General features: G+C 63.9%; 15 protein-coding genes and 1 pseudogene. 13 read left to right on the top strand and 3 right to left on the bottom strand.

Features of this window, described 5'->3' with window-relative positions; genetic code table 11:
* Positions 1-113: 113 nt before the first annotated feature.
* Positions 114-530, bottom strand: a complete 417-nt coding sequence (locus K9L28_03895; GenBank protein MCF7935465.1) for a secondary thiamine-phosphate synthase enzyme YjbQ — start codon at positions 528-530, stop codon at positions 114-116.
* Between the two features lie 167 nt (positions 531-697).
* Positions 698-1,972: a hypothetical protein gene (locus K9L28_03890; protein ID MCF7935464.1), complete on the bottom strand. Its 1,275-nt coding sequence runs from the start codon at positions 1,970-1,972 to the stop codon at positions 698-700.
* Positions 1,973-2,418: 446 nt separating this feature from the next.
* On the opposite strand from K9L28_03890, the gene K9L28_03885 reads away from it, so the two are divergent.
* Entirely contained in the window at positions 2,419-2,673 is a 255-nt protein-coding gene (locus tag K9L28_03885) for an antitoxin (GenBank protein ID MCF7935463.1), read from the top strand.
* Positions 2,673-3,014, top strand: a complete 342-nt coding sequence (locus tag K9L28_03880; protein MCF7935462.1) for a type II toxin-antitoxin system PemK/MazF family toxin — start codon at positions 2,673-2,675, stop codon at positions 3,012-3,014. Before K9L28_03885 ends, K9L28_03880 begins: the two co-directional genes overlap by 1 nt.
* A gap of 72 nt (positions 3,015-3,086) precedes the next feature.
* Here the strand turns inward: K9L28_03880 and K9L28_03875 are convergent.
* Positions 3,087-4,572 (bottom strand): annotated as a pseudogene (locus K9L28_03875) (sugar porter family MFS transporter).
* 485 nt (positions 4,573-5,057) lie between these two features.
* Between K9L28_03875 and K9L28_03870 the strand changes: the two are divergent.
* From K9L28_03870 to K9L28_03820, 11 genes are all read left to right on the top strand, one after another.
* Positions 5,058-6,260, top strand: a complete 1,203-nt coding sequence (locus tag K9L28_03870) for a hypothetical protein (GenBank protein ID MCF7935461.1) — start codon at positions 5,058-5,060, stop codon at positions 6,258-6,260.
* A gap of 47 nt (positions 6,261-6,307) precedes the next feature.
* A complete protein-coding gene (locus K9L28_03865; GenBank protein MCF7935460.1) occupies positions 6,308-7,480 on the top strand; it encodes an amidohydrolase in 1,173 nt (390 codons plus the stop codon).
* A gap of 13 nt (positions 7,481-7,493) precedes the next feature.
* Positions 7,494-8,723, top strand: a complete 1,230-nt coding sequence (locus tag K9L28_03860; protein ID MCF7935459.1) for a Zn-dependent hydrolase — start codon at positions 7,494-7,496, stop codon at positions 8,721-8,723.
* A gap of 189 nt (positions 8,724-8,912) precedes the next feature.
* Positions 8,913-9,734: an ABC transporter permease subunit gene (locus K9L28_03855; protein ID MCF7935458.1), complete on the top strand. Its 822-nt coding sequence runs from the start codon at positions 8,913-8,915 to the stop codon at positions 9,732-9,734.
* On the top strand, positions 9,731-10,231 hold the full coding sequence (locus K9L28_03850; protein ID MCF7935457.1) for a TIGR00725 family protein: 501 nt from the start codon (positions 9,731-9,733) through the stop codon (positions 10,229-10,231). The genes K9L28_03855 and K9L28_03850 overlap by 4 nt, the downstream gene beginning before the upstream one ends.
* On the top strand, positions 10,228-11,286 hold the full coding sequence (locus K9L28_03845) for an ABC transporter ATP-binding protein (protein MCF7935456.1): 1,059 nt from the start codon (positions 10,228-10,230) through the stop codon (positions 11,284-11,286). Before K9L28_03850 ends, K9L28_03845 begins: the two co-directional genes overlap by 4 nt.
* A 50-nt stretch (positions 11,287-11,336) precedes the next feature.
* The gene (locus tag K9L28_03840; protein MCF7935455.1) at positions 11,337-12,422 is read left to right on the top strand and encodes an extracellular solute-binding protein; all 1,086 of its coding nucleotides are present in this window, start codon (positions 11,337-11,339) and stop codon (positions 12,420-12,422) included.
* 6 nt (positions 12,423-12,428) lie between these two features.
* Positions 12,429-13,268, top strand: a complete 840-nt coding sequence (locus tag K9L28_03835) for an ABC transporter permease subunit (GenBank protein MCF7935454.1) — start codon at positions 12,429-12,431, stop codon at positions 13,266-13,268.
* 279 nt (positions 13,269-13,547) lie between these two features.
* Complete coding sequence (locus K9L28_03830; GenBank protein ID MCF7935453.1) at positions 13,548-14,624, top strand: TRAP transporter substrate-binding protein; 1,077 nt, start codon at positions 13,548-13,550, stop codon at positions 14,622-14,624.
* Positions 14,625-14,708: 84 nt separating this feature from the next.
* A complete protein-coding gene (locus K9L28_03825; GenBank protein MCF7935452.1) occupies positions 14,709-15,263 on the top strand; it encodes a TRAP transporter small permease subunit in 555 nt (184 codons plus the stop codon).
* A 9-nt stretch (positions 15,264-15,272) separates the two neighbouring features.
* Positions 15,273-16,586, top strand: a complete 1,314-nt coding sequence (locus K9L28_03820) for a TRAP transporter large permease subunit (protein ID MCF7935451.1) — start codon at positions 15,273-15,275, stop codon at positions 16,584-16,586.
* Positions 16,587-17,266 lie beyond the last annotated feature (680 nt).

Genomic DNA, 17,266 nt, shown 5'->3' with positions numbered 1-17,266 from the left:
GGAATAAGGCAGGAAGCTCGTGGTATTTCTGGTGCGTCCAGCAAAAATGTGCTTCCCGGGCGAATCACCGCCGGGCCTGACCAGCATGCTCGACCTGCCCCTGCCGCGGGCGTTCATTCGCCGATGATCTTCACCAGCACACGCTTGTTGCGTTTGCCGTCGAACTCGCCGTAGAAGATACACTCCCAGGGCCCGAAGTCCAGTTTGCCCTCCGTGACGGCGACAACCACCTCGCGGCCCATGACACTCCGCTTCAGGTGGGCGTCGCCGTTGTCCTCGAAGGTGTTGTGGTTGTACTGATCGTGGGGCTTCTCCGGCGCCAGCCGCTCCAGCCAGCCTTCGAAGTCCCTGTGCAGGCCGCTCTCGTTGTCGTTGATGAAGACCGAGGCGGTGATGTGCATGGCGTTGCAGAGCAAAAGCCCCTCCCGAATGCCGCTCTCCTGCAGGCATTCCTCCACCTGCGGCGTGAGGTTCACGAAGCCCCGGCGGGTCGGCACATTCATCCACAGTTCCTTGCGGTAGGTTTCCATCGTCGGCCTCCTTTGCTGTTGGATCCATCCTCTCTGGACTGCTCGAGGAAACGGACAGGCCTGTCGTCAACGGTGAACGTGGCCTGGATTATACCGCACCTTTCCAAATGCCGTTCTTGGGCCCCAAGTATACGATCCTCAGGCGCAGCGTCAACGCCGCTCTCCCATCAATCTGCATCTCCGGCGGCCGGGCTCGGCTGCGCATCCTGCGGGGTGACCGGCTGTTCGTGGTGGTGCCAGTGCTCCGTCCGGGGGTGGAGCTTGAGCAGGCCGAACTCCTGGCCCACCTCGATGCAGAGGAAGAGCGCGAAGAGCACCACCATGGCGAGGGCCACCACGCGGGTCCCGGCGGAGGCCGCCCTGCGCAGCAGGATCACCCCGGGGAGTACGCCGAAGAGCGTCACGATCCCCACGCCGCCCACCACGTTCATCGCCGCCAGGAAGACATCCGGGTAGACCATGGCCACCAGGTAGGGCGGCAGAAAGGCGAAGAGCACCACCGCCAGGCGGCTTTTCAGGTGCAGCACGTTGCCCAGCAGGTCGCCGGCGAAGCCCACCATCCCCATGCCGTTGGCCGCGTAGGAGGTGACGATGGCCAGCAGCGAGAAGAGCAGCGAGCAGAAGAGGAAGACCGGCGAGGCGATGACCTGGGACATCGGCACCGTGGCCGGCGTGTTCTGCTCGAAGGCCGCCGTCAGACTCCCGTCGCCCGTCAGCGGCAGTGCCCCGATCCCCACATGCACCCAGAGGGCGTTCATCACGAAGCCGATGGCCATCCCCAGTGCGATGGCCCGGCGGATGCGCCCCATGTCCCAGTCCAGGCTGCTGCAGACATTGGGGATGATGTTGTGGAAGTGGAAGGCCGTCACGATGATGGGCACCGTGGCCGGCAGGAAACCCCAGTCCATGTAGGCGAAGCGTGCGGGTTCCACACTCGGCTCGGCCAGTACGATCATCACCGCGAAGGTCCCCCAGAGGATGACCATCAGCAGCGACCCGTACTTGCGGATGATCTCGATCCCCATCAGCGTGAAGGCCGTCAGCGCCAGGAAGAAGAGCGTTGTCACCAGCGGCGCGCCCCCCTCCATCCCCAGCAGGTTCACGATGATCGATGCCCCGCCCGTCAGGTAGGCCGTCAGCAGACCGTAGAGGATGATCAGGTTGGCCGCGATGGCCACCCACCTGCCGCCGGAGCCCAGGTACTTGCCGAAGAAGCTGGGAAGGTTGAAGCTCTCGTCGCCGCTTGCCGCTACCTCCTCGCTCAGCACCGTGGCCGAGAGGTACATCAGCCCGCCGCAGACCACCATGCCGATCAGCGACGGGACAAGCCCGGCCAGCCCCGTGTTGACGGGGAGGGCCAGGATCCCCGCGCCGATGAGATTCCCGGTGATGACGATAGCCACACTGATTGTAAGAAACGCCGAGCCACGCTCTTTTCCCATCTCCGGACCCCCTTGGGATAGTGCAATTGTAGTGTGTACAGCGGATAACGTACAGATACAGTGAGTCTATCACAGAAGCCTGCCGACAGGGCCGCCTGAGACGGCTCCTCTGTGAGACAATGCCGCATCACCGGTTCTGCCTGCCGCGGGACGGCGTTGCCGGAATCCGGAGCACCCCGTCACTGTTCTCCCTGGATCACCGCCTGCCGCGGACACCGGGGTGCAGCTTGCCATGAAACGCCCCCTTCTGCGTCGCCGGCACCCGCGCCCGCACCCATCTGCTCGTCACCTGGCACGGCGAGCCCTCGCCGCTGCTGGGAGCGGAGGCCGGCACGTAACCGCCGACGATTTCCGTTTCAGTTGATGGTCGGGACGGGCTGCTACCGATGTCCCGGGACTGTTTTCGGATGTTATATTGAGGTATAATTTTGTGGGAGGTGTTGGACATGCCCACAATGAAACTCCGCAAGGTAGGAGGATCGGTGATGATGACTCTGCCGCCCTCCGTGCTGGATATGCTGCATCTGGGAGCAGGATCCAGTGTGAGTTTGAAAATGGAGGATAACAGACTGATCGTTGAGCCGGAACAACGGCGGTATACATTGCAGGAGTTGCTTGCACAGAGCGAGGAAGCAGGAGAGCGGACTGCCGAAGAACAGGAATGGCTCGACGGAAGGTCTGAAGGCAGAGAGCTGCTGTAATGGAACAGGGGGCGATCTACCGTGTGTCGCTGGATCCCGCGTCCGGGCATGAGCAGCGGGGGACCCGGCCGGTCCTGGTCGTTTCGGCCACCGCCTTCAACAGGCTGACGGGGGCTCCGGTGGTGCTCCCCGTGACGCAAGGCGGCGGCTTCGCCCGGCGGTCGGGGTTCGCCGTTCGGCTGGACCATGCCGGCACCGCGACCGCCGGCGTGGTTCGGTGCGACCAGCCGCGGGCGCTGGACTTCACCTCACGTGGGGCTGTCTTTGTGGAGTATGTGCCGCCGGTTCTCCTGGAGGATGTCCTGGCGCGGTTGCTCCCCATCTTCGAGTTCCCCGGCTGATACCGAGCCGGCAGAGTCTGGCGTCTGCCGCTTGGGCGCCGGTCTCTCCGGCGGCACCACGGCTTGGCACCCTCACCTCCCGATATCCCGCAGCCGCACCCCCTTCATCAGATTCCCCGCGATGTGTTCCAGCGATACCCCCCTGGTTTCGGGGACATAGAGGACGAAGACCAGGATGAAGAGCGCTTCCAGGCCGCCGTAGAGGAAGAAGGTGGCGCCCGGGCCCAGTACCTCCAGCATGGTGAGGAAGGTCATCCCCACGATGCCGTTGACGATCCAGTTGGTGGCGGTGCTCACGGTGATGCCCAGGTCGCGGCCCCCCAGAGGATAGATCTCCGAGCAGAGCACCCAGATGATCGGCCCGGCGCTCATGGCGAAGCCGACAATGAAGACCAGCAGTGCAGCGGCGGCGGGATAGGCCATCGTGGGGCTGCTGTGCACCCCGGCAGTGAAGATGGCGCCGATGGTCAGCATGGCCCCGCCCATGGTGACAAAGCCGGCGTACATGATGGGCTTGCGGCCCCAGCGGTCCACGAAGGCGATGGCGATGAACGTGGAGAGCATGTTCACCAGCCCCACCAGGACGGTGCCCCACATCTGTTCCGAGGTGGTGTCGAAGCCGGCGATCTCGAAGATCTTCGGGGCGTAGTACATCACCACATTGATCCCGGTGAGCTGCTGGATGGTCTGCAGGACGATCCCCAGAAAGAGGGCGCGGCGGAAGAATCGGTTCTCCCGGAAGAGCTCCCATCCGTTTTGCGGCACCGTCAGGGAGTTTCGGATCTCCTCCAGCTCTTCTGCAACCTGCCGTTCCGTGGACCGCAGCCTGGTGAGCACCAGTCTGGCTTCGGCGGTGCGTCCCCGGAGGGCGAGCCAGCGGGGGCTTCTGGGCAGAAAGGAGATGGCCGCGAACATCAGCCCCGCCGGGATGGCCGTCACCCCCAGCATGAGCCGCCAGTGGCCGCCCCCGCGCACCGATGGCCTCCGTGACCTGCGGCCAGCGGTGGAGGTGGCGCAGCAGCCACTCTCCGGCCTCCGGAGGCATCCGGAAGTAGCCGGCGAAGACGGTGTCGCTGGTGAAGGCCAGGAGGATCCCGGCGGTGATGAACAGCTGATACATGGAGATCATGCCGCCGCGCACCCCCTTGGGCGCCATCTCCGAGAGGTAGAGCGGCGCTGCGAAGGAGGCGACCCCCACGGCGAGCCCCAGCAGCACCCGGAGCGCGATGAGCACCTCCACCGAGGGGGCCAGCGAACAGCCCAGCGCCCCTGCGGCGAAGAGCGCCGCCGCCGCAAGCAGTGCGTACTTCCGCCCGATCCTCCGGGAGAGCCTGCCGCTGGCCATCGCCCCGGCGCAGGCCCCCCAGAGCAGCCCGCTGACGATGACCTCCTCCTGGAAGGTGGTGGTCTGGAAGGTCTCCCGGATGAAGGGCAGCGCCCCGGAGATCACCCCCACGTCCAGGCCGAAGAGCAGCCCCGCCAGTGCGGCGGAGATCGCCGCCCCGAAGACGGCGGGCCGCAGACCCTCTCTGCCGAGCACAGCCGCCTGTTGCTGCATCGCAGATCTCTCCTCTCTCTTTTTCGGTTTCGGACAGCCGAACCATACGCCCTGAGTGTCTCCCACCAGGGCCGCCTGGCATGCCCGCACCGGCATCCACTGGCATCACTTCTTCTGTTTGGGCTACGCGCAGTGCTGTCTCGGCACGAAGCTGAGAATTGACTGTATTCTAGCACAGATCAGCCAAACCCCCGTCTCCTCCATCAGGGAGAATACGGGGGTTTTGGCGATACAGGGAGCGCGGACTCCGGGGGCGAATCCTCTCCGGGTGATTGCGCCTATGCTCTCATTGGAATACCATAGCATCCAGCTGTGGATCCAGTATGGCGTTTGCAGTCCATTATGACATTGGAATGCAGGAGAGTGGAGTGAGGGGGGATGCCGGCGACAGGGAGGCGAGCACCCGGCGCTGGTACGGGAACGGTGACGGATGCCCAGCACCGGGCGGCGAGCGAGAACACGAGAGAAAAAGGGGTGAAGAGAAGATGGATTTTCTTGTGGCATTTATTGTCGTAACGGTTTTCTTTGCGATTGGTGATATCGTCTCCGCCAAGACACGGGCCTTCGTGCCGTCGGTCTTCGTGATGGCCTGTCTCTTCCTGGCGGCCTACTGGGGGATCATCCCCGGCATCCCCCAGGATTTCGTGGAGACGGCGGGGCTGGCCTCGCCGCTGGCCTACATGGCCATGTACCTCCTGCTGGTCCACATGGGCGCACTGATGAGCCTTAAGGAGCTGCTGGCCCAGTGGAGAACAGTGGTCATCGCCCTCAGCGGAACCGTGGGGATCTGCGCGCTGCTGCTCACCGTCGGGGCGCTGGTCTGGGGATGGGAGACCATGGTGGTGGCCACCCCGCCGCTGACGGGTGGCATCGTGGCGGCCATGATCATGAACGGCGCCGCCGAGGCCAGGGGTCTGGCGGACCTGGCGGTGCTGGCCATCATCATGTACGTGATCCAGGGATTCGTGGGCTATCCGCTCACCGCCCTGGCGCTGAAGAAGGAAGGCAAGCGGCTGCGGCATATCTACCGCACCGACAGGGAGAAGGTGGCCGAGCTGGAGGCGCTCATGCCCGAGGAGAACCCTTCGGGCAGGAAGGGGCGGTTCCAGATCGTTCCCAATTTCCCCGAGCGCTACCAGACCATCTTTGTCATGCTGGCCAAGATGGCCGTCATCGCCTACATCGCCGTGCTGCTGGAGAAGGCCACCGGCGGCGCGGTCTCCAAGTGGGTGCTCTGCCTGCTGCTGGGCGTGGTCTTCTCGGAGCTGGGCTTTCTGGAACGCAAGCCCATGAACAAGGCGGGCTCCTTCGGCTATCTGATGCTGGGGCTGACGGCCTTTCTGTTCAGCAAACTGGCCCTGGCCACCCCGGAGGGCCTCATGTCCATCATCCCCGCTCTGGCGGGCAGCATCGTCCTCGGCGTGTCGGGGATGGCGCTGCTCTCCATGGCAGTGGGGAAGGCGCTGGGCTTCACCAGGGAGATGTCCTTCGCCGTGGCCCTCACCGGGCTCTACGGGTTTCCCTACAACTACATCCTCACCGAGGAGGCGGCCAAGGCCCTGGCCGAGAGCCCGGAGGAGAACAAGTTCCTCATGGACCAGATGCTGCCCAAGATGATCGTCGGCGGGTTCGCCACGGTCACCATCGTCTCGGTGGTCCTGGCCGGCTTCTTCGTGAAGCTGCTGTAACGGACGGAAAGGAGATATCCATGCTGCAACTCAGTGATCTCAAGCGGATGGCCCAGGAGGAGCACCAGGAGACCATCCGGCTGCGGCACCACTTCCACAGCCACCCCGAGCTCTCCTGGAAGGAGATCGAAACCAGCAGAACGGTGGCGGAGATGCTCGGCGACTTCGGCTACGAGAACATCCGCACCGGCGCCAAGGGGACGGAAAGCGGCGTGGCGGCCGATCTGAACGTCGGCAAGGAAGGCAGATGCGTGGCGCTGCGGGCCGATATGGACGCCCTGCCCGTGCAGGAGCAGAACGACCTGCCCTACCGGTCGCAGAACGACGGCGTCATGCACGCCTGCGGCCACGACTCCCACATCTCCATGCTCCTCACGGCGGCGAAGAACCTCGCCAGGGTGAAAGACGACCTCCCCGGCCGGGTGCGGATCATCTTCCAGCCCGCCGAGGAGTACGGCATCGAATCCGGCGCCGACTACATGACCCGCGAGGGCGTGCTGGACGGTGTGGACGCCATCGCCGGGTGTCATATCTGGTCGCCCCTGGAGACGGGGAAGATGGCCTACCGGTACGGCCCCACCATGGCCTCCTGCGACAAGTGGCAGGTGAACATCAGGGGCGCCGGCGGCCACGGCGCCATGCCCCACCTCGCCGTGGATCCCACCATCGCGGCCAGCAACTTCGTCTCCACCCTCCAGACGGTGGTCAGCCGCGAGGTGGACCCCCTGGAGACGGTGGTGGTGAGCATCGGCAGCATGCACGCCGGGTCGGCCTTCAACGTGATCCCCGAGGAGGCGGAGATCATCGGCAACTACCGTGCCTTCGACCCCGGACGCCGGGCCGCACTCCCCAATATCTCGCAGCGCATCCTCGACGGCATCTGCGCCGCCCTGCGCTGCGAAGGGGAGCTTGAGCTGACGCCCTTTGTCTCGCCGGTGATCAACGAAAAGCACACCACGGACATCGTCAGGGAGACCGGCGAGGCCATGCTCGGCGCGGAGAACGTGGAGGAGACGCCGCTGGTGATGGTCTCCGAGGACTTCAGCTTCTACCAGGAGAAGATCCCCGGCACCTTCTTCTTCGTAGGCTGCCGGAACCCCGGGAAGGGCACCGACGTCGCCCACCACCACCCGCGGTTCAACGTGGACGACGACGCGCTCCCGGGCGGCGTGGCGCTGCTCTCGGGCTTTGCGTACAACTACCTCACCAGAGGACAGTAGGGAGGCGCGGACAATGATGGATGTCGAGAGGATACGGAAGGATCTGGAGACCCTGGCGGGGTGCACCGCCACGCCGGGGGAGGGGATCACCAGGCTTGCCTTCACCCCCGAGGAGATCAAGGCCCGGGGCTATCTGAAGGGCGAGATGGAAGCAGCGGGCCTTGAGGTCTCCCAGGACACGGCGGGCAACATCTTCGGCCGGCGGAGGGGAAGGCGGGACGATGCCCCGCCGGTGCTGTTCGGCTCCCACATCGATTCGGTGGTCCACGGCGGGGCCTTCGACGGGACCGCGGGGATCGTCGCCGCCCTGGAGGCGATGCGTCACTTCCATACGGAAGGGATCGAAACGGAACATCCCCTGGAGATGGTGGTGATGACCGAGGAAGAGGGCGGCCGCTTCGGCTCCGGTCTCTGGGGAAGCCGGGCCATGGCGGGGAAGGTGACCCGGAAGGAAGTGGAGGAAAACACCGACGCCCATGGCGTCACCAAGGCCCGGGCGCTGCAGGAATTCGGCATCGATCCCGCCAGGGTTCCCGAGGCGGCCCGGAAGCCGGGGAGCATCAAGGCCTTTCTGGAGCTGCACATCGAGCAGGGGCCGGTGCTGGAAGAGGAGGGTTTCGACGCGGGGATCGTGGATTCCATCGTGGGGATCCGGATCCTCAACGTGACCGTCAGAGGCCGGAGCGACCACGCCGGCACCACGCCCATGGACTACCGCAGGGATCCGCTGGTCGGGGCGAGCAGGGTGGTGGCCGCCATCGACGGGATCGCCCGCAACGCCGGGCACGGCGCCGTGGCCACGGTGGGCATGCTCACCGCAGAGCCCGGGGCCTTCAACATCATCCCCGGCGAGGTGCGCTTCACCGTGGACCTTCGCTGCAGCCAGGAGGACGTGATCGAGCATATCAACGGGGAGATCGAGCGCACCCTGGACGAGGTCTGCCACCATGCCGGTCTGGAGTGGTCCCTGGAACACCGGCTTACCGTCCAGCCGGTGCAGGTGGACTCGCAGATCATCCGCACCTTCCAGGATGTGGCCAGGGAGAAGGGCATCTCCGCCCATGTCATGCCCAGCGGCGCCGGCCACGACGCCATGGTGATGGCCGCCGTCGCCCCCATGGGGATGCTCTTTGTCCCCAGCCGCAGCGGCAAGAGCCACTGCCCCGAGGAGTGGACCGACTACGACAAGGTCGCCAAGGGCGCGGAGCTGCTGGAGGGTGCCGTCCGCCGGCTCGCGGGGTGATGCCGCCCGCCGGAGCTGTGCTTGCCCGGCGTCGGGTGGCAGGATTGTAGCGGGACTGTAACCTCCATGAACGTGTTGCAGGATTGACCACGGAGGGGGTGGTGTGTACACTTTACAGTGAAGGCAACACTCCCCTCTGTACTCCCTGTGTTCCCGCTGTAAAAATTCCGGAGGAAGAAGGTGCCCGCCATGGTTCGGAAAACCGCACTCGCTGCAGGCGGATTGCTCTATTTCGCCTATGTGGTGGCGCCCATTGCGCTGCTTGCAGTGGGTTCGGTGGGCGAGCGCTGGTTCGGGACGCTTCTTCCCGAGGGCTTCACCTGGGAGTGGTACGCCAAGGTCTTCTCCCAGGCCATGTACTACAAGGCCATCCTGACGAGTCTTCTGGTGGCCTCCCTGGCCGTGCTGGTCAACGCCGCCGTGGCCATCCCCGCTGTCTACGCCGTCCACGTGCTGGGCAAGCGCCGGCTCCATTCCCTGATGAATTTCCTGGTCCTGCTCCCCATCGCCGTGCCGCCGGTGGTGATGGGGCTCGGTCTGGTGCAGGCCTACAACTGGGATTTCTTTTCCCTTGTGGGTACCTGGCAGCTGCTGCTGGGCGCCCACGCCGTCTACACACTGCCTTTCATGGTGCGCCCCTTGATGGCCAACATCGAGATGATCGGCTGGCAGCGTCTGGAGGAGGCGGGGCTTTCGCTCGGTGCGGGGCCGCTCTTCATGGCCCGGAAGGTGCTGCTCCCCAACCTGCTGCCCGGCCTCACCTCGGGGGCGCTGATGACCTTCGCCATGTCGCTGGGCGAGTTCCAGCTGGCCGTGATGGTGACCAGTTCGGCCAGCCAGACCTATCCGGTGGTGCTCTACCAGGCGTTCTACGTGGGGACAGGCTTTGCCTGCGCCGCCACGATGGTGCTGGTGACCATGAGTCTCTTCACGCTGCTCGGCGTGATCCTGTTGGGCCGCCTCTTCGGCACCGGAGGCACACAGGCGGTTCTGGGAGGAGGTACCTCATGACGGATGCAAATGTTCGCCCCCCTGTGGTCAGCGTGATCGGCTCCTCCACGCCTTCGGAGGAGCTCTACGAAGCGGCCCGTACACTGGGCCGCCTCCTGGCGGAACAGGGGATCACCGTCGTCTGCGGCGGCAGGGGGGGCGTGATGGAAGGTGTCTGCCGGGGCGTCGCCGAGGGAGGCGGCTTTTCCGTCGGCCTGCTGCCCCATTCGCTGGAGGAGGCCAATCCCTGGGTCTCCCTGCCTATCGTGACAGGCCTGGGTGAAGCCAGGAACCTCGCTGTCGCCACTGCCGGACAGGTGGTGGCGGCCCTGGACGGCGGCTTCGGGACGCTTTCGGAGATCGCCTTCGCCCTCCGGGCGGGCAAACCGATCGTGGCCTACAAGACATTCCAGGTCCGGGACGAGCAGGGTGATCCCGTGCCCCTGACCGCTGTGGAGAGCCCCGAGGAGGCGGCGGAGGCTGTCGTGGAGCTGCTGCGGAAGAGGGCCGAACGGTGAGCGTGGTGCTGAGGGATGTCTCCCGCTCCTTTGGCAACGTCAAGGCCGTGGAGGCCTTCTCCCTCTCCGCGGAGGACGGTGAATTCCTCTCCATCGTGGGGCCGTCGGGCTGCGGCAAGACCACCACGCTCCGTCTCATCGCCGGTTTCATCACCCCCGACAGCGGCGAGATCGCCATCGGCGGCCGTTCCATGTGGGGTGTGAAGGTCCGCGACCGGAAGGTGGGCATCGTCTTCCAGAACTACGCCCTCTTCCCCAACATGACGGCCTACGACAACGTGGCCTTCGGTCTGCGGGTGCGAAAGATGGCCGAAGACGAGGTCCGGCAGCGTGCCGACGAATATCTTGCACTGGTGGGCCTCGGCGACCGTGGCGCCTTCTCCCCCAGGGAGCTCTCCGGCGGACAGCAGCAGCGGGTGGCCCTGGCCCGGGCGCTGGCCATCGATCCGGAGGTGCTTCTTCTGGACGAGCCGCTCTCCGCCCTGGATGCCAAGGTGCGCAACAACCTCCGTTTCGAGATCAAACGGATCCAGCGGGAGAGCGGCATCACCACCATCTATGTGACCCACGACCAGGAGGAGGCCCTCTCCATCTCCGACCGGGTGGCGCTGATGGAGCAGGGACGCATCGCCCAGGTGGGGAGCCCCTGGGAGATCTACTCACGGCCGCAGAGCGCCTTTGTGGCCGATTTCGTGGGGGTCAACAATCTGCTGGAGGCGGAGGCGGTCGGTCCCGGTCGGGTCCGATGGCGCGGCCGGGAACTCCAGGTGGAGGATACCACGGTGCAGAGGGGGCCCTGTCTGCTCTCCATCAGGCCGGAACGTCTGGAACCCCACTGCGGGGATGAGGGAGCGGTGAATGTGCTCAAGGGTGTGGTGGCCGGCCAGGTCTTTCTGGGTCCGCTGCTGCGCCTGGCGCTGGATGTGGAGGATCAGCGGATGATTGTGGATCTGCTCAATGCCGAAGAGCGGCGTTTCACCCCCGGCGATCCGCTCTGCGTCCGTTTCGACGCCGCCGACGGGAGGCTGGTGCCCCTGTCGAAGGAAGACCTGTAGCGGGAATACCGGCGCTGCGAGCGCCGATCACACAGAGGAGGTTGATGGCAATGCGATTGAGTGCGTGGAAGGTTCTGGTGCTTGCTGTCGGGCTGGTTTTTGCCCTGACGGCTGTTGCGGTGGCCTTTGACGAGGAGCTCTATCCCGGCGAGCGCGAGCTCTGGGAGAAGGCCAGGGAAGAGGGCGGTCTGAACAGCTACGATACGGGACCCACCTGGGCCAACTGGCAGGGGCAGTTCGACGCCTTCACCGAGCGGTACGGCATCCAGATCAACTACAACGATCTGGGCAGCGGCGCGACGGTGGTCCGTCTGGAGAAGGAGAGCAACAACCCTCAGGCCGACACGGCCTACTACTTCATGCCCTTCGGCGCACTGGCCGCCGAGAAGGGGCTGACGGCGCCCTTCAAGCCGGTGAACTTCGAGAGGCTGCCCGAGATGATCCGCCATCCCGAGGGCAAGTGGTTCTCCATCCACAAGGGCACGGTGGTCTTCGTGATCAACAAGCGCCTGGTCTCCGAGACCCCCACGTCCTGGGAGGAACTCCTCGACAAGCGCTTCAGGAAGTCCGTTGTCTATCTGGATCCCAGAACCACGGGGATCGGCTACGCCCTGACCATCGCCACCACCTACGCCCACGGCGGCGATCTGGACGACATGAGCCCGGGCATCGACTACCTTGCCGAGCTGCAGCAGGCCGGCAACGTGCGGCTTATCGAGAAGACCACGCCCTTTGACAAGTTCGTCAAGGGGGAGATCCCGGTCTGGATCACCTACGACTGGAACGGCTACCGTGCCAAGTACATCGCCGGTCTCGGCGACGCCGTGGACCTGGTGATCCCCGAAGAGGGCACCATCACCGCTCCCTACGCCATCAGCATGGTGGAAGGCGCCCCGCACCCCAATACGGCCAAGCTCTGGCTGAACTTCATCATGACCGACAAGGGGCAGGGGATCTTCGCCAAGGGCTTCGTCCGGCCCTCCGTGCCGGGTGTGGAGCTGCCCGAAGAGGTGGCCGGCAAGTTTCTGCCCGCCTCGGACTATGACCGCGCCCAGGATGTGGACTGGATCAAGGCGCAGTCCGTGCAGGAAGAGGCCGCCCGGATGTGGGGCAGCAAGGTGCTGGGAGAGGACTAGGGAATCATGGAACGCAGGGGGCTGACCTATCTACTTTTGCTTCCGCTGGGAGCGCTGATCCTGCTCTTCCTGGTCTGGCCCCTTGCCCTGGTGCTGTGGGAGAGCCTGTGGGTCGACGGCAGGCTCTCCCTCGGCAACTACTCGCTGCTCATCTTCCGCAATCTCTACCGGGAGTCGCTGGCCACCAGTCTGATCCTCTCCCTGAGCACCGCCTTTCTGGGGACCTTGCTGGGTGTGCCGGTTTCCTACGCCATCCACAAGACCAGAGGCGGCGTCCGCTCCTTTTCGCTGGCGCTGACGGCGGTGCCGCTGACCTTCAGCGGGCTCATCGTGGGCTTTTCCTTTATCATCCTGCTGGGGACCAGCGGCTTCTTCACGCTGCTCATGCAGCGTTTCTTCGGCATCAATCCCCTGGAGTTCTCGGAGTTCCTCTTTACCTGGCGGGGCCTTGTGGTGGCCTACCTCTACTTTCTGATCCCCCGGATGATCCTCACCATGGTGGCCGCCTGGTCCAACGCCGACTGGTCGCAGGTGGAGGCGGCGTCGAGCCTCGGCGCCCGTCCGGCTACGGTGTTTTTCAAGGTGCTGCTGCCCATGCTGGCGCCGTCGGTACTGGCCGGTTCCTCCCTGCTCTTTGCGGTGAGCATGGGGGCCTTCGGTACCGCCTTCGCCCTTACGGGCACAGGCGTCAAGATCCTTCCTCTGGTCATCTATACCCATGTCTCCGAGGTGGCCGCCGACATCAATGCCGCCGACGCCCTGGCCATCATCCTCACCACGGTGACCACCGGCGTCATCCTCGTCTACGAGCAGATCTTCGTCGCCCGGCAGCCCGTGCGAGGCTGAGCGGGACCGGTGCGTCCTCTTCGGTTTCCGTGGTTCCAGTACCCTGGTGCCTTGACATTCCAAAGTGTTGACCCGATGTGGCGTGTCCTATAGACTGTCGGCAAGCTGTTTTTTGGTTCTGTACGGATGTGATGGCGGGGTGACTGGAGAAAGATACCGGCGGCCCCTTTGCCGCGTCGTCCCCGGTTGTCCCGAACCGGAATGCGGGGAGGTGATGCCCATACAACCAGTGGCGTGTGGGAGAGAGTCCGAGTTCATGATCTGAAGGAGGCGGTTTTGTTGAAGACGAGAAATCTGGCTGCATTGGTCCTGATCGTTTTCGTAGCTGTCGGCCTGCTTGTGCTGGGTGCGCCCCCGCAGGCCTCGGCGGACGACAAGAAGGTATACCACTGGAAATTCCAGAGCCACCATCCCCCCGGAGCCCTTGCCACCGAATATGTGATCCCTCCCTTTATCGAGAGGATCCGCGAGATGTCCGACGGGCGTCTGGATATCACCCTGCACTACGCGGGAGAGCTGGTAGACTACCAGGAGGTCTTCCCCGCTTTGCAGCATAACATGATCCAGATCGCCAACACCAGTTCCCTCTTCTGGAGGGGCTCGCTCCCCGTGGGGTGGCTGCAGGCGGGTAACCTGCCTCCCTTCGTCACCCGTTCCACCGAGGAGTTCAACGAGCTCTACCACCACCGGGGAATCGACAGGCTGATCGGAGAAGGCCTGGCCGAGGAAGGCATCCATTTCCTGGGTACCCACAGTGTGGGGAACACCTACTTCTGGAGCAAGGAGCCGCTCTACGGTGTCGAAGACCTGGAAGGCTTCAAGGTGCGTTTCTTCGGCGCCATGTCGGACACCATGGAGCACTTCGGTGCGGCGCCGGTCATGCTGCCCCACCCCGAGACCTACATGGCCATCGCCACGGGCACACTGGACGGCAGCGGAACGGCCTGGTGGCTCTACCGCGACCTGAAGCTCTACGAGGTCTGCCCCTACTTCATCGGTCCGGCCTGGCAGGTGCCGCAGGGCATGGAGCTCTGGGTGTCGCAGAAGGCCTGGGACGAGCTGCCCCCGGATCTCCAGGCGATCGTGGAGACGGCGGCCCTGGCCTTCAACCAGGATTTTGCCGACGTCTGTTCCCGGCAGAGACGCGAGATGTTCAACAAGTCCTTCCCCGAGTGGGGCACCGAGTACATCGAATGGGGAGAGGAAGATGTGAAGACGATCACCCAGGAGTTCTCCCTGCCCTATCTGGAGCGGGTCTCCGAGGATATCGGTCCCAAGGACCCCCGGGTTGTCGAGGGGATCAGGATCGTCAAGCAGTTCATGAGGGATTACGGCTATATCGATTCCGACCAGTAGCTCCTGAAGAGCGGGAGGGTGCCCCTTTTGCGGAAGGGGCGCTCTTTCGTTATCGACAGGCAGGCATCGGGTGAGGTGACGTGATTGAAATTCATAATAGGTTATGTAGACTTTGTTGACAACATGAACGACTGGGTGGGCAGGATCGTGGGGTTCCTGGTCTACCCGATCATGCTCGTTCTGGTGTTCGAGGTGATGATGCGGTATGTCTTCGACAGCCCCACGATCTGGGCCCACGAGACCTCCTGCATGCTCTTCGGCGCCCACTTCGTCATAGGAGGGGCCTACGCCCTCCGGTGGAAGGCCTTTGTCAACGTGGAGGTCTTCTACCAGTTCTTCCGGACGAGGGCCAGAGCCATTGTCGATCTCTGTACCTGGACGATGTTCTACGCCTTTGTGGGAACGCTGTTGTGGCAAGGCATTCCCTGGGCCTGGGACAGTCTGTCGGTGCTGGAGTACTCCAACAGCACATGGGGTCCCCCGCTCTGGCCGGTCAAGCTGACGATACCCCTGGCGGCTGCGCTTGTTCTGCTTCAGGGCACCACCAAAACCATCAGGGACCTCTACGCCGCCGTGACCGGCCGCGAGCTTGTCACCAAGACCGACACCGACGCCGGCACCAGTGCGATCGGTGAATGAGGTGAAGTTATGGATATAGGGCTTATTTCGATCTATCTGTTTGGAAGCATGTTCCTTCTGCTGGCCCTGGGGTTGCCTGTGGCATTTGTGCTTGGAGGACTGGGCACTGTTTTTACCGCTATATTCTGGGGTCCCGAATCGCTCTTTATCATCGTGGCCCGGACCTTCTCCATGATGTCCACCACGACACTGGTCGCCGCCCCGCTCTTTGTACTGATGGCGACGGTGCTCGAACGTTCCGGTGTGGCCGAGGATCTCTACGAGATGATGTACCGCTGGATGGGTTCCCTCCGGGGCGGGCTGGCGGTGGGGACGGTGATCGCCTGCACCCTGATCGCCGCCATGTCTGGGATCGCCTCCACCGGTGTGGTCGTCATGGGCGTCATGGCCCTCCCCGCCATGCTGAAGCGTGGCTACGACAAGAGGCTGGCCACGGGTTCGATCCTGGCCGGCGGTGTGCTGGGACCGCTCATTCCGCCCAGCATCGCGCTGGTCCTCTACGGAACCATCGCCCAGGTCTCCATCGGCGAGCTCTTCGCCGGGGGGATGAGCGCCGGGCTGCTCTGCTCCTCCCTGATCATCGGGTACATACTGATCAAGTGCTACCGCAACCCCAACCTCGGGCCTCCCCTTCCCGCCGAAGAGAGGGCCGACTGGGATGCCAAGATCTCCTCCCTCAAGGGGGTCATCCTTCCCTTTGTTCTGATCACCTCGGTGCTTGGGTCGATCTATACGGGGATCGCCACCCCCACCGAGGCGGCCGCCGTGGGTGCCTTCGGCGCCTTCATCTGCAGCGCCCTCCATCGTCGCCTGAACTGGCAGCTGATCAAGGACGCCGCCAACGCCACAATCAAGGTCCAGGGCTTCATGATGTGGATCCTCTTTTCCGCCCAGGCCTTCGCCGCCGTCTACATGGGGCTGGGAGCCTCGAGGATGGTGACCGGTCTGGTGGAGAAGTACGAGATCGGCTGGTGGACCATGCTGATCGCCATCCAGGTGGTCTGGTTCCTCCTGGGGCTGGTGATCGATGCATGGAGCATCCTGATGATCACCCTCCCCATTCTGCTGCCGCTGCTCCCCATGTACGGCTTCGATCCCCTCTGGCTCGGCGTGCTCTACGCCGTCAACACCCAGACCGGCTACCTGACGCCGCCCTTCGGCACCATGCTGTTCATGATGAAGGGAATCGCTCCCAAGGGGCTGACCATGACGGATATCTACCGTTCCATCACGCCCTTTGTCATCACCCAGCTGATCTGTCTGACCCTGTGCATCATCTTCCCGCAGCTGGTGATGTGGCTGCCGAATCTCCTGTTCAGATAGGGAGCCGTTCCAGCTTGTACCGTGTTTTTTGCGTACCCCCTGCACCACAGGTAGGGCCTCCTCCGGGAGCGACCCTACCTTTTTGCGCGCCCGGCAGCGATGCAGGGGCTTTGCTGCAGCATGCCATGGCATACCATCGTCTGTTTTGTTGGTGCGCATATTTACGAAAGTATTGGCTGCCCTCCCGGGCTTGTGATTATGTGCATGGTGTGAATAGTTAAAACAAACCTATTGCACCTCTGCCGGGAATCCACTATCATGTTTTCCGTTGGCACCTGGAGTTCAGGAGAATCAGGTCTTTTGTCCCCGACAGGATGAGACGAGATGCAGTGCGCCGGTATGGGCTCTGTCTTGTGTCTTTTGTTCCCCGACCTTTCCGGTTCCAGGGATACGGCATACCCCGGCAGTCTTCCGGAGGCCGAGTCTGTACAGGGAGGGAGGACCTGGAGACAGCAACCCGTCTCCGAGGGGAAAGCTATACGGCGCGGGGTGGGCAGAAGGGGGCCGAAGGGGCATACCAGACATCATTGATCGACAGGAAGGAGGTGAATGTGTGAGCGACGAACAGAACGGCAACCTCGTCAACGGGATCATCAACGGATCGGCATCCGCCGAGGAGAGCGCCATGGACGAGGAATTCCTGCACGATTTCGTAGCGGAAGCCACCGAACACCTGGAAG

Source organism: Synergistales bacterium, from assembly GCA_021736445.1.
Classification (GTDB): domain Bacteria; phylum Synergistota; class Synergistia; order Synergistales; family Aminiphilaceae; genus JAIPGA01.
The sequence above is the reverse complement of the archived record's forward strand: the minus strand, read 5'-3'. Positions and strand labels throughout refer to the sequence as shown.